The following is a 26,464-nucleotide window of genomic DNA, read 5'->3' as shown; positions in this document are numbered from 1 at the left end:
ATGGATTTTAGCAAGGCAGAATTAGAACGCTACAGCCGTCATTTAATTATCCCTGAATTCAATATTGAGGGCCAGCGCAAGCTCAAAGAGGCCAAGGTGTTGGTAATAGGCTCTGGTGGATTAGGTAGCCCTGTGTTGCTTTATTTGGCAGCTGCTGGAGTTGGCCATTTGGGAATTGTCGATTTTGACGTGGTGGATGATTCTAATCTGCAAAGGCAGGTTTTGTTTACGGTCGATGATGTGGGCAAGCCAAAAGCAGAAGTAGCGAAAGAAAGATTGCTGAAGCTCAATCCTCATATCCAATTTACAGTTCACAATACAGCACTGACATCTGATAATGCCCTTGATATTCTTAAGGATTATGATGTCATAGCCGATGGTACGGACAATTTTGCCACGCGTTATTTGGTCAACGATGCATGCGTGATTTTGGATAAGGTCAATGTATATGCATCCATCTTTCGGTTCGAGGGACAGCTTTCAGTCTTTAATTATATCAACAAAGAGGGAGAAAGAGGACCGCACTATAGAGACCTATTTCCGTCACCACCACCTCCTGGATTGGTTCCTAGTTGTGCCGAAGGAGGGGTCATGGGTGTACTGCCAGGGATGATTGGCACCATGCAAGCCAATGAGGTGATTAAAGTGATTACAGGTATAGGAGATCCGTTGAGTGGACGATTGTTTTTGTTTGATACTTTGTCTTTTGAAACCAGAACGATGAAGATTCGAAAGAATCCTAATACGGAACCGGTGACCGAACTCATCGATTACGAATATTTCTGTGGAGCTGGTCATGAGGAGCAAGAAGAGGAGGTTCCGGAGATGACTGTTCGTGAGCTCAAAACATGGATGGATGAGTCAAAGGATTTTCAGCTGGTTGATGTCAGAGAGCCATACGAATATGATATCGCCAATATCGGTGGAGAATTGATCCCACAAAACAAAATAAATGAGGAGGTGAACCGGGTTTTGAAAGATAAACCGGTGGTGCTTTATTGTCGGAGTGGCAATCGTAGCGCAGAGGTTTTGCGCAAATTGAAGGCAATGGGGTATGATAATCTAGTCAATCTAAAAGGAGGTATATTGTCTTGGGCCAAAGAGATAGACCCTGAAATGGCAAAGTATTAAGCTTGCTGACCCTTCATAACCTCTTGAATGAGCATAATAAGTGCCTCAAATGGGTTCAGTTATATTCGGACATGTGACCGATTGTGCTTTGGTGGACGTGACGACCGATAAAGGAATTATTCAATATCTTGCATAGATCGACGTTACTTATCCGAAGTATTTAATTCAACCAGTATTATTATGAAAAACATTAACGCATTATTAGCCACTATCTTCTTATTCATAACTAGTAGCACAACACTCTTTGCTCAGGAGGAGGTAGAGAGATCATTAGGGGATTTTAAAGCTGTGTCTATTGACTTTGGTATCCAGGCAGAATTGCTTAAAGGCAGCTCGAATAAAGTAGAGTTAGTTATTAACGGTATCAAGGAAAATAAAGTCACCTCTGAGATTGTAGATGGTCAGCTGCTTCTGTCATTTAAGGGTACAAATAGGCTGGATGGAGTATCCGTCAGCGCAAAAATTTACACTAAGAACGCTATAGAAAGTATTCTTGTCAATAATGAATCCACTCTTAGTGTGAAGGATGCGCCAGTGGCCAGTACTTTGAAAATAGTCGTGACCACTGATAGCAAGCTAGATATGACTGCTAAAACTCAATCTGCAGTCGTGTCCGTGGGGAGATCGGCAAAGGTTCAGTTGGCCATTGAAGCCAATGAATTGGACGTAAATATATCTGGAAAAGCGAGATTAGATATTACCGGAAAGGTGGAGACGCTTAAGGTAAATGCCAAAAATTCCGGTACATACAAGGGCTATGGCCTGCAGTGCAAATCCTTGGAAGCACAGGCAAGTGGCTATGGTCGTATGGAAGTTTCGGTATCTGAGTCGCTCATTGCCAATGTGGTAAGTGGTGGAAAAGTGTATTACAAAGGAGATCCGACACTAGAAGCGAATGGTACGAGCTCCGGCACCATCGAAAAAGCTGTAGACTGACAAAAACGTACCCCTAATGGATCGCAACGGCGATTGCGATCTCTCTTCTTGGGCATTTGTAATGCCCGAATGGTTTCTAGTTGCAGTAGTAAATGTGATCGAGCAGGCGACCTTCTGTTTTTTGTCTTAGTGGACATGACAACTAGGAGTGATTGATCCTGAAATGGCGAAGTATTGATTCTGATCTCAATAGAATTAATATCTTAGCTGAACATTAAACTCAAGCTTTGATACGATATAAATTTTTCTTACTTACTTTTTATTTCATTTTACCCATTTTCCATGGGTATGCTCAGGGTAAGCAACATACTGTGCAAGTGCTGTCCAGCGAAATCAGTATCCTGGGTACAACTAATGTCAATCAATTTTCTTGTACACTCAATGAGAGTGGGGATAATGAAGCCCTTAGGGTTTCTAGCAATTGGGATCAAAAGAGACTCACATTCAATGGGTTGATATTGAGTTATGATTTAAAGGGCTTTGATTGTGGGCTGAAAGTAATGAATACCGATTTTCAGGAGATTTTGCATGCCGATGAGTATCCTGAAATGAAACTGGAAATACGCATCATTCATATACCTGCGTCTAATAATCAAATTGCCATATTAGAAGTCAATTCTGACGTTTCGGTTCAGATTGCAGGTGTGAGTAGACGTTTTTTAGTCAATGAAGGCAGGGTGATTAATATTGCTGAGGATGAACTCATATTCGAGGGTCAGCAGCAAATGAAAATAACTGATTTTGGGATTACCCCTCCAGAAAAATATTTTGGTATGGTGAAGGTTAATGACGAACTCACGGTGAGTTTTTCTGTGAGGATGAAAGTGGAGACCTTATAATAAGAAAAGACAGCTCCATGATGAAGCTGTCTTTAGTAAAACCAACCTAACAAATCTTTTTTAGAATGCGATGGTAGCCTCCAGTACTATGCCGTCAAACTCCGCATCTTGAAAAATTGAGCCATTGAAAGCATCACCTTCATAAGTTTGCTTGACGTATTCCAGTTTGGTCATTACATTTTTAGTTAAGAACCATCCTGCCCCAATATTGAATCTTTTTACATCTTCATCTGCAGCAACGTCAGTTTTATTGCCAGTTACGCTGTTGAATCTGCCACCTGCATAGAATTTTTCGTCTTTGCCAAATCTGTATAGTGCTTCTGCACCTAATTGAGTATAACTACCTCCGATATCACTATTACCATTACTAGATAGTTCATATACTCCAAAGAATTCTAAGCCTTTGAATTTAACAAATGGAGCGATTTGGAAAGCTGTGTGGTAGGCAAAACCTGGGTTGACACGTCCTCCAAAATCATTTTTTTTGACGGTTGGATTTCCATTTGCATCCAAAGTATTATAACTCATTACAGAAAAGTAGTTAGCACCTGCACGGTCTGCAAGGTATAAATAGTCTCTTGTTCCTTTATCAGAGCTATTGTATACTGAACCTGTAAGTCTAATTCTAAGATCGTCGTTGATTTGATTGTCATACCCTAATTTGGCATAGAATACGAAACCATCATCACCTGGGGTTGGACTTTGATTCAATCTACCATTGGTGAAACCAATTACTCCAATAAAGTCAGCTGGTTGAACAGTCACTTCCAAATAAGGTTCGGTAGTGAATGCGTCCATCAGGTAGTTACCAACAAATGGGTTGAAGATAGTGTTTGCATTGTCAGATCTGCGGAAATGTGTATCCCCATAGTTGATGTCATCCATACCTACTTTGATTGTAGTGAAATCCATTAGCCCACTCAAGAAGCCAGGTTGAATGAATTCTAATTTGTCAATTTGGAGATAACCGCCTTTTACATATGCTTCTGTGTGGTGACGAGAAGATAAATATGTTCTCATGTGTAATCTTAAACCATCATAAAGCTGAACGTCGAGGTTTAAGTTGGCACTTGGTAAGTTGAAATTGTTAGAAAGTTCTATTAATGATCCAGTCGCCGGTGCATCAATGTAATTTGATTGGCTTATGCCTTGAAACTGAAGGTTGAAGTCGCCACCTACTCTAACTTTGATTCCATCGAAGGCTACATCATTGTCTTTACTGGTTTCGAAAACATTGATACCTCTCTGGTCATTATATCTGTAGTATTGTATCTCAGAACGTTGCGCAAAGCCTAAGCTTGCTACTAGCATGATTGCCAGTGTGAAAATGAATTTTAGATTGTGAGTTTTCATGATGTTGATATTTAAATAATGTCTAATAGTTCAATTTGATGTTGTACTTAACAGTTACCTCTTCGCCTGTTTCGATAGATCCGAACATGGCGGTAGGAGGTTTTATTCCGTAATCTTTCATGTTGATTTTGTTGCTTCCCTCTACCTTTAGGATACCATTGGCGTCTGATATGATCTTACCATTTAGTGCAACGGTTTTGGTTTTTCCGGCCATGGTCAATTGACCGCTTCCGCTTACTTTATTACCGGTGATAGAGAGTTGCTGAGCTTCGAAAACAATGTTTGGATATTTGTCTTCTTTTAATGCTTCGTAGGTTTTGTCATCCATCAGCGACTTTCCACTATTGATGGATTTGACTTGTATTGAAACCTTCAGTCCCGTTATATTATTGTCGGACTTAGTGCCTTCAATATTGAATATGCTAACTTCTGATTCCCAATCGTGTACTGTAGAAGTACCCGCAATGGTGATAGTGCTGTTAGCCTTGTCTAATTTGATTGTAGATTGTACAGCGAGAAGGCTCGCTAATGCGAATATTATGCTTGCTATTTTCATGATGGTGTTCGTTGAGTTAAGTGCTTCTCTTTTTTCTTATGTGACAAAAGTAGAAGTACCACCATCATGAAAATATGATGAGAATTGTGTACTTACATGATTTGTATCTGTCTCTTAAATCATTGATCTAGCCATTTTTTAGCTTCCTCATGAGAACTAAATACTTGCTTGGTCATCCCAGAGTTTTCTGAATATCGATTGACAGCCAGACGTGTCAAGGCACTATCGTTGTGTACCTCAGCAGTCTGCGCAAGACCATATTTCATAAGCATTTTTTGAGCTTCCTCATGTACCACGCCTACTTTGGCTGGAGGAGCAGTCATGGTGGTGAGATCTACATGTATTTTGAACTTTGGTTTCATGAGCTTGCAGGCTTCCTCAAGGTCTTCGAGGTAATTGTCCTTGATTCTCCAGTATCCTTTAATGGTGATATACATCCTGTTAATGGATTCATCCACCTTTAACTCGTATCGGTCGTTATTTGCTACAGTCTTCATTTAGATTAGTTTAGGCATTAAAAATAAGGGGATCATAAAAAAAGACCACAAATAATTTGTGGTCTTTTTGCTATCAATACTTAAAAACTAACTAAGATGATTACTTGTCTTGAACTTTGAGACATAGAATGGCGGCTATCATGAAGGAGATTCCAGAAGCAACCAGTGCAAATACCGGGTTTCCTCCATAAAGGTACTTGACCATAGGTCCTCCAATCAGCGCATTCAATATTTGGGGTAGAACTATAAAGAAATTGAAAATCCCAATGTAGACACCCATCTTTTTTGCTGGGATTGACCCAATTAGGATAGCGTAAGGCATGGCTAGTATACTTGCCCAGGCAATCCCAATCCCAATCATTGATAAGATCAACCAATTCTCATTAGGAGCAAAGAAAATTGATAGGAAGCCAATAGCTCCTATTACCAGTGATATGGAATGTGTTCTTACTCTGCCAAGCTTATTGGCTACTGCAGGTAAGAAAAATGCGTATATAGCTGAGATACCGTTGTATACTCCAAATAGTACACCTACCCAGTCACCTGCGTTTTGATACATGACAGATTCCGTATCCGTTATTGGTAGTCCATAGATATGGTGGGCTATAGCTGGTGTAGCAAAAACCCATAATCCAAATAGTCCAAACCAGGAGAAAAACTGTACAGAACTCAATTGGCGCATGGCCAAAGGCATATTTTTAAAATCTGTGAATATGTTCAGAAGGCTTTCGTTTTCTGGTTCTGATATAGTTTCAGAGGAGAACTGAGCCAATTCTTCTGGCGAATATTCTTTGGTAGTGAAGATGGTAACCAAAATACTTCCTACTAAAACGATCGCTCCAACAAAAAAGGAGATCAATAGATTCAGAGGCACTTCACCTGGTTCAGCCTGGTTGCTAACCCCAATCCAATTGGTCATGACATAGGGTAGCCAGGAGCCTACTACAGCTCCTATGCCGATCAGAACAGTCTGAATACTGAATCCTAATGTTCTCTGATCTGAGGGCATCATATCAGCCACAAGCGCTCGGAATGGCTCCATGGCTATATTGAATGAAGCGTCCATGATCATCAACATCCCAGCCCCGACCCATAAGGCAGGTAGGAGTGATGTCAGTAGACCTGCATTAGGTAAGAAAATGAGACCAAAAGCAGCTAATAATGCACCCGTCAGGAAGAAAGGTTTTCTTCGCCCTAACCTTGTCCAGGTTCGGTCACTGTAGTGTCCAACGATAGGTTGGACAATCAATCCAGTGACAGGGGCAACGATCCAGAACCAGGATAATTCATGGATGTCAGCACCAAAAATCTGAAGAATTCGACTTGCATTGGCATTTTGCAATGCAAAACCCATTTGTATTCCAAGAAAGCCGAAACTTAGGTTCCAGGCATCCCAAAAGGACAGCCGGGGTTTGGACATTATTTGCTCTTTTGACATTCTAAAGTTAGTTGGTGAATATCAGGTATTGCCAGGGAGTTAATTCCAAAGGCTCACCTGATAGTTCAAAAGTCTCTCCTGTAAAATAATCAGAATATTGACCATATATAGAGGAGTCAGTCAGATTCAGCTGAGCTTTTTGATCGCTCATGTTGATGATGCCAATGACCTGGTTGCCCTCTTTTTTTCTTACAAAAGCGTATATGTCTTCGTCCTTATTTATTCTTTTGGGACTTCCTCCAAAATCTCCATTCCAAAGCGCCTTGTTCTCTTTTTTTAGTGAGAGGAGTTGCTTATAAAATGGACTCAGATTTAAAGGATCACTCCAGTCTATGCTGTCTTTCTCGAAAAATTCCAGCCTCTTGTTCAGCCCAACTTCCTGACCGTTGTAAATCATCGGAAAGCCATAGGCTGTAAAGATAAAGGTCGCAAAGGCTTGATGTCCCTCCCCATAGCGTTCGAAAACAGTTCCAGCCCAGGAGTTTTCGTCATGATTCGTGGTGATAGTCATACGAAATGGTCGACGACCATATAGTGCCTGATCCTTTTGGATGAAAGTAGCGATATCATTCGCGTTTTTATGTCCTTTGGCTACATCTTCGGTAAGGTGCAGCAGCTCCCAGGAGTAGGAGGCATGAAAGGTAGTGTGTAGTCTTGGTTCGTCCCACTCTGCTAGCCAAAACAGGTCTTTCATAGGATTCAATGCGTCAGTGGCTTCTTCCCAAAAATATAACGGGATTTCATGAGCAGCGTGATCACACCTGAAGCCATCGATATCACATTCCTTAATCCAGAATGCCATCTCCTCTATCATAGCGGACCGAGTGCCGTCTTGCGTATGGTCTAATAGCGCAATGTCACTCCAGTCTGCCTCATACGTGATGTTTCCTAAGCTGTCTTTGGCGTAATATTCAGGGTGATCGGTGATCCAGGGGTGATCCCAGCCTGTATGGTTGGGTACCCAGTCCAGAAGGACCACCATACCAAATTGGTGAGCTTCTTCTACAAGCTTTTTGAAATCTAGTAAAGAACCAAACTCGGGGTTAACCGCTGTATAATCAGCAATTGAATAGTAGCTACCGAGCGTTCCTTTACGGTTGACCTTGCTTATCGGCTGAACAGGCATGATCCATAGCATCTCTATACCTAGCTTCTGCAAACGGGGTAGATGCTGAATGAATGCCTGAATGGTTCCTTCTGGCGTAGCTTGTCTAATATTGACTTCATAGACAGCCATGTGTGCTGCACGCTCAGGGAATGTGATTGCGCTGGTTGTTGTTGGGGATTCAATAGTAGAATCATGCTTTTGCTGACAGGCAGCCAGCGAAAGCATGATTACTATTACTAAGTATGAAATTTTTTTCACTTCAATGTTTAGTTATTTGGGAAGATACTAATGGCTACTCCACCACCTGGAGCCAATTGCAGCGTCAATTCTGACTCAGCAGTAAGTTCCATTTCTTTGATTTGGTAGGCAGTAGGGTTCGTCTCAAAGTGCGTTTCCTCATTGTCTCGGTAAAGGGTAGCCGTATAAGTCTTACCAGCATCTAAAAAGTCAAATTTAACTTTCAATTCTCTTCCTTCTTCATTGGTCACACTACCCATGAACCATCTGTCGCCTTCTCTTTCTTTTCTTGCGATGGTTACATATTTACCAATTTCACCATTCAGGACTTTTGTCGTTTCCCAATCCGTCACCATGTCTTTGATGTACTGGAGGGCTGGATGTCCTTCATAGTTCTTTGGTAGGTCGTTTGCCATTTGCATTGGAGCGTAGATAGTAGTGTATAGTGCCAGCTCTTTACCTATGGTACTTTTAACCTGATCAGTAGTGGTCGCTACTTCCAGATCGAAAACCCCAGGCGTATAATCCATAGGTCCGGCAAGCAGACGTGTAAATGGAAGGACAGTCACGTGGCTAGTAGGGTTGCCGCCCATGGCGTTGTACTCCTGACCTTTGGCTCCTTCTCTTGATACCATATTCGGGTAGGTTCTACGTTTACCAGTTGCCTTGATAGGCTCATGAGCTACGATCATGGTTTTGTATTTCGCTCCCATTTCAATTACTCTTTGGAAGTGATTTACGAAATACTGGCCGTGATGGTAAAGCCCATTAGGCAGTGTGTCGCCGTTTTCTACATAACCAGTTTTCACTGTCTTCATTCCGTATTTGTTTAGAAATGCATAAGCATCTTCCAATTGCTCGTCGTAGTTTTCTGTATCTGCGCCAGTTTCGTGGTGACCGATGATGTAAACACCTTTGTCTGCTGCGTATCTGCTTAGTTCCTCTATGTCATAGTCAGGATAGGGCTTAGTGAAGTCGAATTTGGTACCGCCACCCATCCAGTTGCCGTCCCAGCCATAGTTCCAGCCTTCTACCAGTATGCCTCTGAATCCGTTTTCTGATGCGAAATCAATGTATTTCTTTACGTTTTCCGTATTGGCAGCATGTTTGGGTCCCTGGTGCCATGTCCCGATGTTAACGAACATTTCCCACCATACACCTATATATTTTCCAGGCTCTACCCAGGATACATCACCTAATTTGTTTGGTTCGTTCAAGTTCAGGATCATATAGTTAGTGATCAAGTCACCTGCTTGTTCTCCGATCTGAATTGTTCTCCATGGAGTAGAAAATGGCGCTTTCAAATAGGCTTTTACTGGATTGGTTTTGCTGTAAGGAACTAGGTCACACTTAAGGTTTGTTCCTTCCCCTTTGATCACCATACTAGGGTAGTCATAAAGAGCCGCTTCGTGTAGGTGAAAGAAAAGACCATTAGTCGCTTCGATCGTAAATGGCGTATGTACTCGGTCAATATCACTCAAAGGTGTGTTTTCATAAATATACTCGTATCTGTTGCCGGCATATGCAGGAATCCACCAGGCACTATGGTCGTCTGACATATTGAATGTAGTCAACTCATCCAATACCTGAAATTCGGAAAGTCCATCTTGTTGAGGGAATTCGTATCTAAGTGCAACTCCATCGTCAAAAGCACGGAAGATCACATTGAGTTTTAATCCCTCAGGGTTCTCGAGGTTGATAGTTAATTCATTGTAGTTGTTGCGAATTTCTCTTTGCTCACCCCAAGGTTGCTCCCAGGTCTCATCAAAACTGCTCAGATTAGTTGAAACCACTTTTAACCCTTTGTCAAAAGCTTTTTCCTGATCCAGAATAAATCCCAGGTCGGAGCTGTCCACGACTGATTTGTTTTTGTAGCTGGCATAATAAGCTGGGCTACCATCTTCGTTTTGGAAAAATGTAATTGTGGTCAATTGGTTGGGAGAGGCTACCTGTATCAGTTGCTCTCCTTTTTCCATTTCACAGGCGAATAGACCTGCTATTAGTGCTATGAGTAGTAAATGTTTCATTCCTTTCTTCTAATTAATAATTTATTGGGCTGTTGTACCGTCTATTTCTTCTGTTACCATTTAATTTCAAAAGCATCAGTGCATAGGTCTTTGACTATGCAGGATACTTCAATACTATAGTCGCCATGTGCTTCATCTCCTAAAGGGTCGAAGTTGGAGAGCTGCTCTATAAATCTATATTCTTCCTTTTGAGGCATTAATGAAGTAATCTCACCTGCTTCAAAACCATGGAAGTATATTTTTGCTTTGTTGAATACGGAAGTGAATTGTCCCTCAGCTTTCGACCATTTCAATTTTCTTTCTTTTGGGTTGTAGCTAATGCTTCGTTTATGGTATTCACCATTTTCATAGCCATAGGTAGATCCGTCATCTTCGTAATAGCAGAAGCTGTTGGACTCTTTACCTTTATATAGGTGTATCTCCAGTGTGCTATCAGGACGTTCTTTAGTCGATTTTACTTTGGATTGAATAGGGATGATTGCAGATGCTTTCGCAAATACAGGAAGCTTTTCAATTGGGCATTCTAGCAATGTTTCTTTGCCTCCATCATAGCACTGATCTGTAAATAGATCATACCATTGTCCTTCAGGGAAGTATACTTTTTCAATCAGTTTTTGACTGGAAACAGGAGCAACTAATATCGAATCACCGAATAGGTATTCGTTCTCATAGGCACTTTGATAGACCTTCTCGTCTTGGGTATAGTCTATGGCTAGTGATCTATTGACAGGCAATCCTGTTTCTGCTGCGGTTTGAAAGGCTGAGTATATATATGGCATCAACTTATATCTCAAATTGATGTAATTCCTCGAAATTTCTTCTGTATGCTCTCCGTAAGCCCATGGCTCACTGTCTCTGGTGTTGACATTGGAATGGCCTCTAAAGAAGGGGGTAAATGCCGCCATAGAAATCCATCTGGCAAACAAATCCTCGGAAGCATTGCCTACAAAGCCTCCAGCATCGAACCCTGCAAAGGGAATTCCTGAAACTCCCATGCCTGATAGCATGCGCATTCCGAGGAGCATGTGCTCATCGCTGGCTACATTGTCACCTGTCCATACTGCTGCATATCGCTGTATTCCTGCAAATCCTGCTCTCGTTAGGTTGAAAGGTCTTTTACCTTTTAAGTGTTCTTTGGCTCCTTCGAAGGTGCTTTTGGCCATCAACATGCCATAGATATTTCTGGCATTTCGCGTAGACCCTTCCTCACCATCCATGTCAAATTCGATCAACTCAGGTAAAGTTTGTCCCCAGGTTGCGATTTCGTTCATGTCATTCCAGTAGCCTTCTATTCCCAGATTTGTGTAGGCCTTGAGTTGGTTTTGCCACCAGTCTCTTGCTTTCTGACTTGTGAAATCAGGGAAGTGGCACCAACCCGGCCAAACCTGACCTTCATAGCCTGTGCCATCTGGGTATTTGATAAATATGTCTTTTTCCTTACCGTCTTCAAATGCTTCATATCCTTCTTCGCTTTTGATGCCTGGATCACACATCACCACGACTTCAAAACCGAGGCTTTTGAGCTTCAGGATCATGCTTTCCGGGTCCGGAAATTTTTCATTGTCCCATGTGAATATCTTGTATTGATCCATGTAGTGGATGTCCAAAACGATCACATCGGCAGGAATGTCCTTGTCTCTGAAGTTCTGAGCGGTACTCAATACTTTTTTGTCCGGGTAGTAGCTATATCTGCATTGCTGATATCCCAATGACCACTTGGGAGGGAGCTCGATCTTCCCGGTTAGGTCGCTGTAGGCAGATATGATGTTGGCTACTTTGTCATCATGCATGAAAAAATAGTCCATGTCACCTGCATCGGCCGAATAGCTGGAGAACCTATTGTTGGATGCTCCAAAATTAAAATGAGTTTTGTGTGAGTTGTTGAGGAAGATGCCATAGCTGCCCGCATCATGTACACCTATATAAAAGGGTATCGAGCAATAAATAGGGTCATCTTCGGGTCCGTATCCGAAATGGTCTGTATTCCAATTTTCGAATCCATGTCCTCTTTTGTTGAGTGGTCCGGTTTTTTCACCTAGACCAATAAATTTTTCGTTGGGTTGTAAAGTTTTGTAAGTCGTCACTTGTTCCCCCTGCCATGAGGTCCCAAATCCAGCATCATCTTCATTAATTAATTGGCCCTCTGTGTTGTAAAAACTGAAACGAAGAGGAGACTTGGAGATCTTCAATAAGATATCCTCTGTTTTAACGGTAAGAGATTCTGCTGTGTCTGTGATCTGATGTAATCCTGCTTTAGGAATAGAAATGACACTGTACTGCAAGGGCTGGAAAGCCTCCTCGCGGGTCATACGTATTCTTATTGAATTGGAGGAATATATAGATACTTCGATCAACTCCTGATCGGTTCTTCCCACTAGACCGGTGTCGGTCAACTCGTACTCTTCTAATCTACCCAGCGCAGTGCTCCGCGACCGGGATCTCCTCTGGCTTTTGTTAATTATCATGAGTTGATGAATCTATGAAAAGCAGATGAGTGTCGATCCTAAATAAGGGTCAGTAATTCTTTAAAAGCAAAGTAAAGATAGATGAAGCCTCGATTGATTACAATGAAGAGGGACGGGGTGAGCTGCGATATGAGGGGTTTTGGCCTGCTGTAGCCTTGTTTTTGCTTCAAATTGAAGCTTGCAACCGTTTGCAGAGATTTTGCGATTTTTTTGGTGAAATTGATGTAACTCTTGATCTATTCTTATAATTAGCCAGAATTTGGATCAAAAATCTAGCCTTAATTGGTCAGGGCTTTCTAGCAAATAGATGGTAATGTTTTCTATTTTCGTGTCTCAATTATTTAACACGATCATGAAATTGACTCAGGCATTTTTGGTAGTAATTATGGGGTTTGTTGCTGTAGGGTGCAGCGAACCACAACCGCTCATAATTAATTATACTGATACAGATATTGAATATTCAGGAAGACTAGACAGTACCGCAGGGAAAGTAGATATGTTTTGGTCTGGCAGTACTGTCAAACTCAATTTTAAGGGTAGAACCGTATCCGCTCTGCTACAAGATGAGCGAGGAGATAATTATTACAATGTGATCATAGATCAGGATAGTATGTACGTTTTGCGGCCTGATACTGCCAAACACTACTACGTTTTAGCTTCAGGGCTGTCAAATGGGAATCATTGTGTTGAATTGTTTAAAAGGACAGAGTGGGATAGAGGTAAGACTTCATTTTATGGTTTCAAGCTGGAAGGGGAACCCAGAATTTTGGCAAAGGATGAAGAGAAAAAGAGGAAAATCGAATTTTATGGAAACTCTATCACGGCTGGATATGCAGTGGAGGATACCACTGGAAAAGACAGGCCTGATAGTACGTTTACCAATCACTACTTGAGCTATGCAGCCATCACAGCGGGTCACTTTGATGCTCAGCGTCATACCATTTGCAAAAGCGGTATAGGAATTACCATTAGCTGGTTTCCGATGATTATGCCCGAAATCTATGATCGAGTAGATCCAGAAGACCCAGAGAGTCAATGGGATTTTTCCTTGTTTAGCCCTGATCTGGTAGTTATCAACTTGTTTCAAAATGATTCCTGGCTGGTTAATATGCCAGAAAGGGAAGAATTCAAAACAAATTTTGGGGACTCAGCTCCTAGTGATGAAGAGTTAGTAGCGGCTTATAGGGATTTTGTTTCTGAGATCAGAGCTCATTACCCAGAGAATGACATCATATGTATGTTAGGTAATATGGATGCTACCCGAGAGGGGTCTAAGTGGCCAGGACTCGTTCAAAGTGCGGTTGATAGTCTTCAGGATGATAAAATCTACACTTATTTTCAGCCATTCAAAGAAACGGGAGGTCACCCTTCTGTCGAGGAACAACAAATCATGGCTGATGGCCTGATTCAGTTTATCGAGAATAATATCGAATGGTAGATAGGCTTATTTGGCGACAGATCGAGTAGAGTCTCTGACAATGATGTCCGTTTTAAGGACTTCATCTACCGGAGGGATGTCCTCATTGCCAGCTTCCAATTCCATGATTAGGCGTCGGGCAGCTGCTTTTCCCATTTCGATGCCTGGTTGCGCGATGGAGGTCAATTGAGGTTCTGTCAAGGAGGCAAATTGCCAATTGCTAAAGCCCATGATAGCAACATCGTCGGGTATTTTTAGTCCGGCCTCTTTGATAGCTTTCATAGATCCATATGCCGCGACATCATTGTTGGCGAATATGGCATCAGGACGGTTTTTTAGTTTGAGCAACTCTTTGGTGCAGCGCTGCCCTTCTTCGAAATCTCCTTTTCCGCAGTACTGCACATAGGCTTCTTCGAAATAAAGATTGTGTTTTCGAATACCGTTTTTGTATCCTTCTAGCCTTTGTTTACTGATCTCCAGATTTTGTGGTCCCGCCAGGTGAGCAATTCTTTTGTAGTTTTCAGCAGCTAAATGATCCACAGCTCTTTCCGCACTCTCAAAATCATTGATGGTAATGGTGCTGCATTCTAAATCTTCGTTTGGGACTCTGTCAAAGAAAACCAACGGAATCTCTTTCTTCTTGATCTCTCTGAAATGGTCGAAGTTGGTGGTTTCTTTTGAATAAGAGATCAAAAAGCCGTCCACACGATGAGCCAATAGTGCCTTGGTATCAATCACTTCCTTTTCGTAGGTTTCATTCGACTGGCAGAACATAACTGTATAACCCTTTTTATAGGCGACCTCTTCAATTCCGGAAATCACAGTTGAGAAAAAGAAATGTACGATCTCAGGAATGATGACACCTATAGTATGGGTCTTTTTGCTCCTGAGGCTCATGGCTATGGTATTGGGCTCATAATTGAGCTGGGCAGCCAGATCATTCACAAGCTTTTTGGTCTCTGGACTAATGTCAGGATGATCTTTTAATGCTCTGGAAACCGTAGATGGGGAAATTCCCAGTTCTCGGGCAATATCTTTAATAGTGACGGGTGCTTGCTTCATAATTCTAATGAGAATACAATATTGGATGAGAAAGGCGAAAATGCAATTATGCGGCGATTTTGTTTTTGGATTTATATCACTTCTAAAGAATGTATGTTTCGCTTCAAAGATAAAAAAAGTACAATATACGTTTAATGTGGATTGTGTTCGATTCTGAAAAGTGGTGAAAATGCAGTTTTTATCAAATTTTCAATTTGTAGGAAAAATTATTTTTCTCCGCAAACGTTTGCGGTTCCGTTTTCGTGAAAAAAATGCGTCTGAGAGATATTTAAAATCCTTGTTTATTTAAAATATATGCCTATAATTGAATGTTGACTAAATGAAGAAAGCGTGATGAAAGACTAACACCCGCCCTTCTAATTAGCCACAAAAGGTAATCCACAGTTAAGAAATTTTTAATAACAGGAGAAGTAAGATAAGTGTACGACTCTGAGTAAGGAACAGTGTTCTTTAAAAGCGAGCTTAGTATAGTACAATTATTGAAAAACTTAATTATTAAAAATTCAAGATTATGAAAAACGCAAATAGAATATTTTCTTTCATGCTTTCGCTAGCAGTGATCGCTATGATGGCGTCATGTAGTCAGGATGACGGAGGAATTGACATTGGAGGCGGAGATGGCCTTTTGGTCGCGGATGGTTTTTACGTAGCTGCCGAAGGTGAAGATCCAGTCTCTACTTCAGAATTGAAGTCTGCTACTGTTGATGCCCCTGATTTTGGTGCAATGGATAGAGTGGGCTTTATGCAAGGGTACATGTATCTGACTACAGGTAAGTATAACCTTGTAGAGGTGGTTGAAAAAGAGGTAGTTGCAACTATCGGTGGTACACAAAGTGCAGTGGCTGAGGTGAACAATGCAGAGTGTGATGCTTCTGGTTATCAATTTGTGGCTGCAGAAGAGGGTGGAACTGCTTTCGAAATTACAACTGATGGACTTTATGTAGTTGCCTATGATACGGATATGGATGAGATCGTGTTTGATCAATTAGAATCTGTTGGAATCATTGGTGGTGCTACTCCAGGTGGATGGAGTGATGATACTTCACTTTCTGGAACCGTAACTGCTGATGGTGGTGCATGGTCTATTGAAGGAGTTGCTCTTGAGGAAAATGAAATGAAATTCAGATTCAACTGTAGATGGGCCATCGATAGAAGGTTGGACGTGACTTCTGATTTTGCCAACGATAACGGGTATTCATTTTTCACCAACTTCGGTGGATCATTGTCTAATTTATTGCCAGGTAATGAAGGTGCTAACATCGCTATTACCGAAAGAGGGGAGTATACTGTGACTTTCACTTGGGATCCTAGAGACGGGGTATTAGCAACCGCTACTAAAACTGGTGACCTGGAGCCATTACCTGATTACCCAGAGGCACTATATTTAATAGGTAATGGGTTAAATATGGCTGATTCTGATTCAGATGGAACTGCTGATGGATGGCAGTGGGAATTGACTGATTACCCAATGATCCCAGTGCACTCTAATCCGCACTTATTCTGGAAGATCGTATGGTTGGAAGAAAATGGTGCAATCAAGGTGTCTCCTGCTAAAGATTGGAATAATGCTTTTGGTAAAACTGGTGATGCGACTGAAGGAGTGTTTGCACAAGGTGGTGACGATGTACCAGTTCCTGCTGCAGGATACTATATGGTAGTTGCTAATATGGAAGATGAGACGATTGAAATCAATGTTCCAAATGTTTACGGTATCGGTGATGCATTCGGTAGCGATGATACACAATGGACTGCTGCTAATGAAAATCAGAAATTTACAGTAGATAATGACAATGGTGTGATTTCTTACACTGGAATCATCGGAGCTAAAGATGTGAGAATACACGTAGCAGCTTCTACTTTGACAGTAAAAGATGGTAGCGGACCAGTAGACTGGTGGCAAGCTGAGTTCATCGTGTTGGATGGTAAAATCGAATATCGAGGAACTGGTGATGACCAGGCCAGAGCCCAAGGTTCTGATGGAGGAAGCGTGACGCTTAACTTCAAAGATGGTACAGGTACTATCAACTAAAATCTAATCTATGATAGGCATTGAGAGCCTTTCTCAATGCCTATCTCTTAATTCCAAACAATTTTAAAAAGCATGAGAAAACTCATCCTCATATGTGTTTCGCTGTTGGCCTATGTTCAGTTGAATGCGCAGAAAGTTGATATTGCGCCTACGATTACACCAGAATTTTTTCAGGCCGATGAAGAAATAACCATAAGTTATGATGCTACAGGCAATAGCCTAAGCAATCTGGATGAGGCATGGATATGGCTTTGGCTACCAGATAATGAAAATACCAATGTAGTTTCTAATGTCAATCCAGCCAGTAGCAATACTTCAGCCACAGATAAAGCAAAATTTACAAAAGAAACCAATGGTGGCAAGGTGACTTTTACTATCACTTTGACACTGACAGATTTTACAGGATTGTCCAAGGATGCCATCAATGAGGTGGGGATGCTTCTTAAAGGGGATGATTGGGCAGATGGTCAGACCGAGGATTACATTACGCAGGTGACCAATCAATTTACGGTTCAAATGAACAGCCCTGAGGGAGATTATGGTTTTTACCAAATAGGAGATGTAATTAATTTGGACATCAAAACCTCAGAAGGCTCAACCATCGAAATTTATGTAGATGATAATCTCATAGCTTCAGCGACAGATGCTCTTTCGCTACAACATAACCATACAGTGATAGATGATGGAGAGGTACATGTTCTAAAGGCTATGGCTGCAACAGCTACAGAAACAGATGAAACTACTTATACCTATAGTTTGACTCCAAATACTCCTACAGTGGCCTTACCTAATGGTATGCTCAATGGGGTTAATTACAATGATGCCAATGCTACTGAAGCTACCTTGGTGCTACTTGCACCTGGCAAGAATAGTGTTTTTGTATTGGGAGACTTTAATGACTGGCAACTGGACAAAGAGTACTTGATGAACAAGGATGGTGATCAGTTCTGGGTGACTATTTCGAATCTTGCTCCTGGTACATCCTATGTCTTTCAGTATTTGATTGATGGAGAATTGATAGTGGCTGATCCATATACTGAACAGGTGAGTGATCCCTGGGATGATAGTTTTATTGATGCCAGCACTTTTCCAAATTTGGTAGAATACCCAAGTAATAAAACTTCATATCGTGCCTCAGTTTTAGAAACAGGTCAAACAGCGTACAGCTGGGTCAACGAAACCTTCGATGCACCAGATCAGGATGACTTGATGATTTACGAGTTGTTGGTGAGGGATTTTCATGAAAGCCATACTTATCAGGCCGTCATTGATAAATTAGACTATCTCGAGGGTCTTGGTATCAATGCTATAGAACTGATGCCAGTGAACGAATTCGAAGGGAATGAGAGCTGGGGTTATAATCCAAATTTTTATTTCGCCCCAGACAAATACTACGGCACCAAAAATGACTTGAAAAAGCTCATCGATGAGTGCCATGGCAGAGGGATAGCAGTGATATTGGATTTGGTGCTCAACCATACTTTTAATAGTTCTCCTTTTGCAAGAATGTACTGGAATGATGTATCTAATAGGCCAGCCGCAGATAATCCATGGTACAACGAGCAACACAACTTTGCTAATACGGCAGCTCATTGGGGTTCGGATTTGAACCATGAGAGCGTCTACACCCAGGCACTGGTAGATAGTGTCAATAGCTATTGGATGCAGGAATATAAGGTAGACGGTTTTCGATTTGATTTTACCAAGGGGTTTGGGAATAACTTCAAGAGTTCGTCAGACGAATGGGCGAGCAATTACGACGCAGATCGAATAGCCCTGCTTAAGCGCATGGCGGATAAGATTTGGGAACAGGACGCTGAGGCTTATGTCATTTTTGAGCACTTAGCGGAAAATAGTGAAGAAAAAGAGTTAGCTGATTATGGTATTATGTTGTGGGGTAATATGAACCATGATTATCGATCTCTGGCCAAAAGGTTTATCAAGGATATTAGCGGTTCCTATCACGGAACCAGAGGATGGAGTCGTCCAAATTTAGTATCTTATATGGAGAGTCATGACGAGGAACGTGTCATGTGGGACATTCAGAAGAGTACCAATATGGGACTGCCAGAAGCCATAAGAAGATTGCAGCTCAATGCGGTGTTTTTCTTCACTATCCCTGGACCTAAAATGGTATGGCAGTTTGGAGAAATGGCTTATGACGAAGAGTTGAACAATGACCGATTAGGTGTCAAGCCAACACATTGGGAATATCTGGAGGATAATAACAGAAGGAAACTGTATTTGCTTTACCAGTCGCTGATAAATTTACGATCTAATACCCAATATGTAGATGCGGATTATTTTGAATGGGAATCAGCCGGGAAGCAAAAATGGATCAGTATCAGTCACCCGGATGTGAATATTGTAGTGGTGGGTAATTTCGGATTGGAATCTACAGAGATTAATCCTCATTTCACCAAGGATGGTACTTGGTATGATTACTTGACAGGTCAGGAAATCGAAGTAAAGGATTTTGAAAATTTTGAACTGACTGTGCCTGCCGAGGATTTTAGAATTTTTACTTCTTCAGTGATAGAAAACTATATCGAAGAAAGTGCATTGGTATTGGGTGTCAATGAGGGGATAATTGAGGGAAATAGCAACTGGGTACTTTACCCAAACCCTGTTAAGGAATGGTTGACCATAGAAACAGAAATTTTGATGAGTGGCATTAGTGTATTCAATATGATGGGAAAGGTGGTTATGGAACAAGAATTATTTGAAAAAACAAGAAAGACCAGTATGGAGGTGTCATCTCTGGAGGCTGGTATATATCTGATCAGATTGAGCGATGCTCAGGGAGAGGTTAGGGTGATGAGGTTTATAAAGAATTAAATTAAAACAATTTGAAATGAATGACTTTTACGAAAATGTGATAGTGAATTGGGAAAAAAGGGGGTTTTCTCTTTTGGCTTCAGTGCTGATGATACTTTCAGTATTCATCACATCTGGGGCATATGCACAGTCTCGTTCGGTGACGGGTGTAGTGACAGATTCTGACTTAGGTGGAGGACTACCAGGGGTAAATGTTCTTGTCAAAGGAACTTCTTCTGGTGTGGTGACTGATTTTGACGGGAATTTTACTGTGGAGGTTAACGACGGAGCAGTTTTGATATTTTCCTTCGTGGGATACAAAACTGAGGAAGTGACTGTTGGAAATATGAGTCACATTGTTGTGGAGTTACAATTGGATGCAGAAGAACTATCTGAAGTAGTCGTGATTGGCTATGGCAGTGTAGAGAAGAAGGACGTGACTGGTGTGGTAGCCAGTGTTGATTCTAAACAATTCAACAAGGGTGTTATAGGTTCTCCTGATAAACTTCTAACTGGTAAAGTAGCGGGTCTTCAAATCAATTCATCTGGTGATCCTGGATCATCAACTGATATCAGATTGCGAGGTGTATCCATTAATGGTGAGCAACCACTATTTGTAGTGGATGGGGTGCCATTAGATAAAAATTCAGGAACAGTAGGTGGAAGAAATCCACTCAACTTTATGAACCCCAATGATGTAGAGAATATTACAGTATTAAAGGATGCATCAGCTGCTGCCATTTATGGAGCCAGAGGGGCTAACGGTGTGATCATCATCACAACCAAGAGCGGTGAAAAAGGAAAGATGAGAGTAAGCTATGATGGTTTTTACTCCATTTCGAGATTTTCAGATAATAAGGTACCGATTTTCGATGCAGATACTTACAGACAAGTGATTATCGACAAGGCACCACAAGAATACGAATTCTTAGGAGATGCCAATACCGATTGGGTCAACGAAGTATTGCAGGTGGCTCAAGGGATGCAACATAACCTATCGGTATCTGGAGGAGCAAAAGATACAAAGTACTATGCCTCAGTCAACTATTTGGATAACCAGGGGGTAATGAGAAAGACCAGAAACCAAACGACAAGTATTGGGTTAAAATTGAACCAATCTTTGTTCAATGATAACTTGAAATTGACCCTGAATTCAAAGACAGGTTTTGTTAAGGATCAATTTTCTCCTAATGTCATTGGTTCTGCTCTGAGAATGGACCCAACTCGTCCGGTTTATGAGGAGAACAGTCCTTTTGACGGATATTTTCAGTGGGGGTCGCCCAATGAGGCTTTAGCAACTGCTAACCCAGTTTCTGAACAGGACTTGAATGATCAGAAAGGGAAAACTTTCAGATCTCTAAATAGCATTAATATTGACTATAGACTGCCATTTGTACAAGGTTTGAGTGTCGAGGCAGTTGGTTCTTATAATTATTCCAAGGGTGAATATGATGCTGTGGCAAGTGAGTTTCTCAAATCAAGATATATCAACGAAAGAGGGGTAGGAATCAACGATGAAGAAGCCACTAAGAAAACGAAATTACTAGAAACCCTGTTGAAGTATCATACCGAACTGAAGGCCATCGATACTCGAGTAGACCTGACTGGAGGATATTCATGGCAGAATTTCCGACAGGATCAGACAAAATTTGCAGGTGATAGTGCAACCCAGGTAAATGGCAAATATGTATCTACAGATACTACTTTCTTTGATTTGGCACCATTGGAAAACCGTTTGATATCCTTCTATGGTAGAGCTAACATTGATATCAAACACAAATATCTATTGACATTTTCTTTGAGAAGAGATGGGTCTACCAAATTTGGTGAAGCCAATAAATGGGGAATGTTCCCTGCAGGGGCTATCGCCTGGAGAATCATCGAGGAGCCATGGATGAACTGGTCTTCTGATCTATTCAGCGATCTGAAGTTGAGAGCGGGATATGGTGTAACAGGTAATCAGGATATTGCCGATTACAAGTACAATACTTTCTATGAATTAGGGGATCAGTTTGCTACCTATCAGTTCGGCAATGAGTATGTTAGAACTTTGAGACCGATAGGAGTAGATCCTGAGCTGAAATGGGAAGAAACCGTGTCTACGAACGTGGGTATTGATGTCGGGTTTTTGGATGGTCGACTCAATGTGTCCGCAGAATATTATATCAAAGAAGTGAATGACTTGTTGTTCAATGTAGCAGTGCCTGCCGGAAGCAACCTATCAGATTTGGTTTTGACTAATATCGGTAAAGTTAGAAATCAAGGTTTTGAATTTGTGATGGACGCCGTGGCTGTCGATTCTGAGAACTTTAGCTGGGACTTGAATTTTAACATGTCTACTAATAAAAATGAGGTAATCAGGTTGGATAATTCTGCTTTTGATCCATTGTTTGGTGGATACGATGATCGAAACAATATTATTAATGGTGATGTAGGTCAAACCATAAGAGTACTGAAAGAAGGAGAATCCATTTATGCCTTCAAGGTATATGAGCAGATCTATGACAACACTGGCAAACCCGTAAGTAGTTCTAACCCTTTGGATATGTACGTGGATCAGCCTACAGTCGATACTGACAATGATGGTATTTTGGATTCGGGTGATGGTGTGATCAATGATAATGATAAAGTGGTTACAGACAGTCCATTTCCTTTTCTCATGATGGGATTGACATCTAATATGAGATACAAAAACTTTGATCTGAGTTTTACATTCAGATCAAACCTTGGTGGTCATGTCTATAATAATAATGCCTCAAGCATGGGGTACTTTGATCTATTGACCGAAACCAATGTGACCAATAATATTCATGAGTCTTCTTATGAAACTGGATTCAAGACAAGACAATTACACTCCTCTCATTATATTGAAGATGCGTCATTCTTGAAACTGGATAACATCACTTTGGGTTATACTTTCAGTCAATTAAAGTTTGCAAGAATTAAGGCATACGTGACGGCCCAAAACCTGATGACCGTAACCAACTATTCAGGTATAGACCCGGAGACTTTCACAGGTATTGATAACAATCCTTACCCAAGATCAACCACCTTCATTGGAGGTGTAAACATTAACTTTTAATTGAAAGCGTCATGAAGAAATTAGCATATATATTTTTAGCAATATTCGTAGTGGCCTGTACGGATTTGGATTTGAAACCTGAAGAGGCGGATGTAGACGCAGTGGTTTTTCAAGATCCAGCATCATATAGGTCCTATCTAGCCAAAATCTACGCAGCCTATACTTTGACTGGACAACAAGGACCTGCAGGTCGCCCTGATATTACTATTGTCAATGATGAGGGATTTACTTCTTACATTAGGGCCTATTGGAAAGCTCAAGAATTGACTACTGATGAGGCAGTAATTGCTTGGTCGGATGCGGGTATTAGAGATTTACATTACCAGACTTGGAGTTCTAATAATCAATTCATGCAGGTTCTGTATTACCGAGTGTATTATATCATCGCCTATGCGAATGATTTTTTGACTCAGTCTACACCTTCAAAATTGAGTGAGTATGGGATCAGCGCTGCTGACCAGGCAGTCATCGAAGAGTACAGAGCGGAGGCAAGATACTTGAGAGCTTTGGCGTACTGGCATGCATTGGATATGTTCAGAAATATTCCTTTGATCACTTCAATCAGTACTGATTTGCCTTCACAGGCTACTCCTTTAGAAGTGTTTGAGTTCATCGAAACAGAATTGAATGAAGTTGAACCTCAACTACCAGACCCTATGTCTAATGAATATGGCAGAGTAGATAAGGGAGCTGTTTGGATGCTTCAAGCAAAGCTGTATTTGAATGCTGAAGTGTACATCAATGAATCAAGGTATGATGAAGTTATTACTGCTTGTAATAAGGTTTTCGGTGGGGGGTACTCTCTACATAATACCTATGCAGAGCTTTGGATGACTGATAATGATGAATTGGCTAATTCAGAAATCATCTTTGCTTTGGCACATGATGGTGACAAAATCCAAACCTGGGGTGGAACTACCTTTTTGGTTCATGCTGCTATAGGAGGATCGATGGATCCTGCACTATATGGTGTAGGTGGTGGATGGGCTGGAACCAGAACTACCTATGGTATGGTAGAGAAATTCGGTGATACACTAGATATCGCCAATATGGACCCAAGAAATTTCTTCTACACGGCTGGTCAGACTGCTGGTATCAATGATGTAGCCACTTTTGAAGATGGCTATGCTGTCGCGAAGTGGGTAAACATTTCATCTACTGGTGAAGCAGGTGTAGATCCTGATTTTGTGGATACAGATTACCCTGTGTTTCGACTAGCTGATGCCTATCTGATGTATGCAGAGGCTACATTGAGAGGGGGAGCCAACGGAGATATGAATACTGCTTTAGGGTATATCAATATGATCAGAGAAAGAGCCTATGGAGACACGTCGGGCAACATTACTATAGGTGAAATGGATTTGGATTTTATTTTGGATGAAAGAGTAAGAGAATTGCACTGGGAAGGAACTCGTCGTGTTGATTTAATCAGATACGGTCAGTTTTCAGATCAGGGAGTTTGGCCTTGGAAAGGTGGGGTTAAAGAGGGTGTTGTTACTTCCTCTCACTTGGATGTTTTCCCTATTCCAGCTTCAGATCTAAATGTAAACCCGAATTTGAAACAAAATGAAGGATATTAGATTTTCGCTAACAATAATCAAAAAACAGTCAAACTTAGTTTGGCTGTTTTTTTTACTTCTAGTATTTTCTTGTTCTCAAAAACAGGAAGAAACAACTGAAACGCCTATGACCGAAGCGGTTACTTACGAAAAAGCTGTCTTTTACGAAATATTCGTGCAGTCTTTTGCCGATTCGAATGGCGATGGGATTGGTGATATCCCGGGCATGACCAGCAAATTGGATTACCTGGCTGATCTCGGTATTGATGCCATCTGGTTGATGCCTATGAATCCATCTCCAAGCTATCACAAGTATGATGTGACGGATTACATGGGGATTCATCCTGACTATGGAACGATGGATGATTTCAAGACTTTCATTAACGAGGCGCACGCCAGAGATATCAAAGTGATCATAGACTTTGTGATCAATCACAGTTCATCTGAGCACTCCTGGTTTTTAGATTCTAAGAGTGGTCCTGACGCGGAATATAGAGATTACTATGTTTGGGCTGATAAGGATTCTATCGCTGCTGAAATCGCTAAAAAGGAAACTTCATTTGATTCGGACAACATTCGCCAATGGCACCCAGTGACCGAGGAGGATACCGTTTCGGAGCACTATTATGGCTTTTTCTATGGGGGTATGCCAGACTTCAACTATGACAATCCAAAGGTGCGTCAGGAGTTTTATGAGGCGGGTCGTTTCTGGTTGTCTGAGGTAAAAGTGGATGGTTTCAGATTGGATGCTGCCAAGCACATTTATCCAGACGACAGAGCAGAGGACAGTCATGCCTTTTGGAAGGAGTTCAAAGCAGAGATGCAGAAGGCCAATCCGGATGTTTACCTGATAGGAGAGGTGTGGTCTGATGCTAAAAATGCTTCGCCATATGCTGCAGGGTTTACTTCTCTGTTCAACTTTGATCGTGCCTTCAGTATTTTAGAGTCTATCAATAAAGGCGATCAAAAAGCGGCTCAAATCGCAGGACATGGCTATGAAATGAACGATGGAGTACACATGGCAGATGTAATTAACGAATCTCTACCCTGGTTCAAAAATTACAATCCTGATTTTTTGGAGGCCAGTTTCTTGAGCAATCATGATCAGAATCGTGTAGGATCTGTATTGGGAGGAGCAGAAGATAAGATCAAGCTGTCAGCAGCGATATTGATGACATTGCCTGGAACTCCTTACATCTACTATGGCGAGGAAATAGGAATGCTGGGGATGAAACCAGACGAGAACATCAGAGAGCCTATGCTTTGGGATAAGAAGGCCAAGGACAGCATGCGTACTACCTGGATGGAGTCTGATTATTCGACAGATTCCACGGTGACATCAGTTGCCGAGCAGTTGAAAGATCCTAGCTCTATTTTGAGTCTTTATAAAGAGTTGATCAGTATCAAGCATGAAGACCTTTTTTCACTTGGAGACATCAACAAAATAGAAACAGGGGCGAAAGGAGTATTGGCATTCTCGCGCAGCTATGGCGACCAAACGGCATACGTCTACCACAACTTATCAACCAAGGAGGTAGACTTAGGAGATATTGGAGAAGGGCTACAAAAGAGATTTGAAAATGGAGCTGTCGTCATGGATGGTTCGAAAGTAACACTTGGCTCAAGAGCCAGTCTAATTCTTATCCGCAATTAGCATTAGCCATAGCGGAGAGTAATTGTTAATCGTGAATAGAAAAATGGCCGACTTTGATATGAGAAACTACTATATCTCAATTAGGTTGGATGGCCAGCTTTATTGGGTTCGTCGGATGTTTTTCCTAATCACGGGATTACAATTAACCATTAATGCCTGAATTTCTAATTCAGGTAAAATCAAGTAATAGGTTTTATTTAGTAAATAGGAGAGGGGTGACTTTCTCCTTTTTTTGTGTTCAAGAATTGATTGTTTCC

At 41.3% G+C, this 26,464-nt stretch carries 17 protein-coding genes; 9 read left to right on the top strand and 8 right to left on the bottom strand.

Annotated features, from left to right (window positions below; genetic code table 11):
* The 3 genes from moeB (at position 1) to N7U62_RS07705 (ending at position 2,906) form a co-directional block, all read left to right on the top strand.
* A complete protein-coding gene (gene moeB / locus N7U62_RS07715) occupies positions 1-1,131 on the top strand; it encodes a molybdopterin-synthase adenylyltransferase MoeB (RefSeq protein ID WP_264137351.1) in 1,131 nt (376 codons plus the stop codon).
* Positions 1,132-1,311: 180 nt separating this feature from the next.
* Complete coding sequence (locus N7U62_RS07710; RefSeq protein ID WP_264137350.1) at positions 1,312-2,067, top strand: GIN domain-containing protein; 756 nt, start codon at positions 1,312-1,314, stop codon at positions 2,065-2,067.
* A gap of 227 nt (positions 2,068-2,294) precedes the next feature.
* Entirely contained in the window at positions 2,295-2,906 is a 612-nt protein-coding gene (locus tag N7U62_RS07705; RefSeq protein ID WP_264137349.1) for a hypothetical protein, read from the top strand.
* A gap of 60 nt (positions 2,907-2,966) precedes the next feature.
* Here the strand turns inward: N7U62_RS07705 and N7U62_RS07700 are convergent, their stop codons facing one another.
* From N7U62_RS07700 to N7U62_RS07670, 7 genes are all read right to left on the bottom strand, one after another.
* Positions 2,967-4,259, bottom strand: coding sequence for a hypothetical protein (locus N7U62_RS07700; RefSeq protein ID WP_264137347.1), 1,293 nt, complete (start codon positions 4,257-4,259; stop codon positions 2,967-2,969).
* Positions 4,260-4,281: 22 nt separating this feature from the next.
* On the bottom strand, positions 4,282-4,815 hold the full coding sequence (locus N7U62_RS07695) for a YceI family protein (protein ID WP_264137346.1): 534 nt from the start codon (positions 4,813-4,815) through the stop codon (positions 4,282-4,284).
* 119 nt (positions 4,816-4,934) lie between these two features.
* The gene (locus tag N7U62_RS07690) at positions 4,935-5,312 is read right to left on the bottom strand and encodes a hypothetical protein (RefSeq protein ID WP_264137345.1); all 378 of its coding nucleotides are present in this window, start codon (positions 5,310-5,312) and stop codon (positions 4,935-4,937) included.
* 100 nt (positions 5,313-5,412) lie between these two features.
* Positions 5,413-6,750, bottom strand: coding sequence for an MFS transporter (locus tag N7U62_RS07685; RefSeq protein ID WP_264137344.1), 1,338 nt, complete (start codon positions 6,748-6,750; stop codon positions 5,413-5,415).
* Between the two features lie 7 nt (positions 6,751-6,757).
* Positions 6,758-8,116 (bottom strand): alpha-amylase family glycosyl hydrolase, encoded by a 1,359-nt coding sequence (locus N7U62_RS07680; protein WP_264137343.1) that lies wholly within the window; start codon positions 8,114-8,116, stop codon positions 6,758-6,760.
* An 8-nt stretch (positions 8,117-8,124) separates the two neighbouring features.
* A complete protein-coding gene (locus tag N7U62_RS07675) occupies positions 8,125-10,122 on the bottom strand; it encodes a glycoside hydrolase family 97 protein (protein ID WP_264137342.1) in 1,998 nt (665 codons plus the stop codon).
* A 53-nt stretch (positions 10,123-10,175) separates the two neighbouring features.
* On the bottom strand, positions 10,176-12,587 hold the full coding sequence (locus N7U62_RS07670) for a glycoside hydrolase family 31 protein (RefSeq protein WP_264137340.1): 2,412 nt from the start codon (positions 12,585-12,587) through the stop codon (positions 10,176-10,178).
* A gap of 313 nt (positions 12,588-12,900) precedes the next feature.
* Here N7U62_RS07670 and N7U62_RS07665 point away from each other — a divergent pair, with 313 nt between their 5' ends.
* Positions 12,901-14,025, top strand: a complete 1,125-nt coding sequence (locus tag N7U62_RS07665; RefSeq protein WP_264137339.1) for an SGNH/GDSL hydrolase family protein — start codon at positions 12,901-12,903, stop codon at positions 14,023-14,025.
* A 6-nt stretch (positions 14,026-14,031) separates the two neighbouring features.
* Here N7U62_RS07665 and N7U62_RS07660 read toward each other — a convergent pair whose 3' ends face one another.
* Complete coding sequence (locus N7U62_RS07660; protein WP_264140420.1) at positions 14,032-15,081, bottom strand: LacI family DNA-binding transcriptional regulator; 1,050 nt, start codon at positions 15,079-15,081, stop codon at positions 14,032-14,034.
* A gap of 496 nt (positions 15,082-15,577) precedes the next feature.
* On the opposite strand from N7U62_RS07660, the gene N7U62_RS07655 reads away from it, so the two are divergent.
* The 5 genes from N7U62_RS07655 (at position 15,578) to N7U62_RS07635 (ending at position 26,207) form a co-directional block, all read left to right on the top strand.
* Positions 15,578-17,095: a SusF/SusE family carbohydrate-binding protein gene (locus N7U62_RS07655; protein WP_264137337.1), complete on the top strand. Its 1,518-nt coding sequence runs from the start codon at positions 15,578-15,580 to the stop codon at positions 17,093-17,095.
* A 72-nt stretch (positions 17,096-17,167) separates the two neighbouring features.
* Positions 17,168-19,933 carry an alpha-amylase family glycosyl hydrolase gene (locus N7U62_RS07650; protein ID WP_264137336.1) on the top strand — a complete coding sequence of 922 codons (2,766 nt, stop codon included), beginning with the start codon at positions 17,168-17,170 and terminating at the stop codon, positions 19,931-19,933.
* A gap of 16 nt (positions 19,934-19,949) precedes the next feature.
* Positions 19,950-22,994, top strand: coding sequence for a SusC/RagA family TonB-linked outer membrane protein (locus tag N7U62_RS07645; protein WP_264137335.1), 3,045 nt, complete (start codon positions 19,950-19,952; stop codon positions 22,992-22,994).
* A gap of 11 nt (positions 22,995-23,005) precedes the next feature.
* Positions 23,006-24,574 carry a RagB/SusD family nutrient uptake outer membrane protein gene (locus N7U62_RS07640; protein WP_264137334.1) on the top strand — a complete coding sequence of 523 codons (1,569 nt, stop codon included), beginning with the start codon at positions 23,006-23,008 and terminating at the stop codon, positions 24,572-24,574.
* A 106-nt stretch (positions 24,575-24,680) separates the two neighbouring features.
* The gene (locus tag N7U62_RS07635) at positions 24,681-26,207 is read left to right on the top strand and encodes an alpha-amylase family glycosyl hydrolase (RefSeq protein WP_264137333.1); all 1,527 of its coding nucleotides are present in this window, start codon (positions 24,681-24,683) and stop codon (positions 26,205-26,207) included.
* Positions 26,208-26,464 lie beyond the last annotated feature (257 nt).

Origin of the sequence: Reichenbachiella ulvae, assembly GCF_025833875.1 — a bacterium.
GTDB lineage: Bacteria > Bacteroidota > Bacteroidia > Cytophagales > Cyclobacteriaceae > Reichenbachiella > Reichenbachiella ulvae.
Note: the sequence above shows the minus strand (reverse complement) of the source record. Positions and strands in the feature narration are given on the sequence as shown.

Bases quoted from the DNA above. Each gene is read 5' to 3' on its own strand.
- moeB (WP_264137351.1), top strand. From the start codon at position 1: ATGGATTTTAGCAAGGCAGAATTAGAACGCTACAGCCGTCATTTAATT.
- N7U62_RS07710 (WP_264137350.1), top strand. From the start codon at position 1,312: ATGAAAAACATTAACGCATTATTAGCCACTATCTTCTTATTCATAACT.
- N7U62_RS07700 (WP_264137347.1), bottom strand. From the start codon at position 4,259: ATGAAAACTCACAATCTAAAATTCATTTTCACACTGGCAATCATGCTA.
- N7U62_RS07695 (WP_264137346.1), bottom strand. From the start codon at position 4,815: ATGAAAATAGCAAGCATAATATTCGCATTAGCGAGCCTTCTCGCTGTA.
- N7U62_RS07690 (WP_264137345.1), bottom strand. From the start codon at position 5,312: ATGAAGACTGTAGCAAATAACGACCGATACGAGTTAAAGGTGGATGAA.
- N7U62_RS07685 (WP_264137344.1), bottom strand. From the start codon at position 6,750: ATGTCAAAAGAGCAAATAATGTCCAAACCCCGGCTGTCCTTTTGGGAT.
- N7U62_RS07675 (WP_264137342.1), bottom strand. From the start codon at position 10,122: ATGAAACATTTACTACTCATAGCACTAATAGCAGGTCTATTCGCCTGT.
- N7U62_RS07670 (WP_264137340.1), bottom strand. From the start codon at position 12,587: ATGATAATTAACAAAAGCCAGAGGAGATCCCGGTCGCGGAGCACTGCG.
- N7U62_RS07665 (WP_264137339.1), top strand. From the start codon at position 12,901: ATGTTTTCTATTTTCGTGTCTCAATTATTTAACACGATCATGAAATTG.
- N7U62_RS07655 (WP_264137337.1), top strand. From the start codon at position 15,578: ATGAAAAACGCAAATAGAATATTTTCTTTCATGCTTTCGCTAGCAGTG.
- N7U62_RS07650 (WP_264137336.1), top strand. From the start codon at position 17,168: ATGAGAAAACTCATCCTCATATGTGTTTCGCTGTTGGCCTATGTTCAG.
- N7U62_RS07645 (WP_264137335.1), top strand. From the start codon at position 19,950: ATGAATGACTTTTACGAAAATGTGATAGTGAATTGGGAAAAAAGGGGG.
- N7U62_RS07640 (WP_264137334.1), top strand. From the start codon at position 23,006: ATGAAGAAATTAGCATATATATTTTTAGCAATATTCGTAGTGGCCTGT.
- N7U62_RS07635 (WP_264137333.1), top strand. From the start codon at position 24,681: ATGACCGAAGCGGTTACTTACGAAAAAGCTGTCTTTTACGAAATATTC.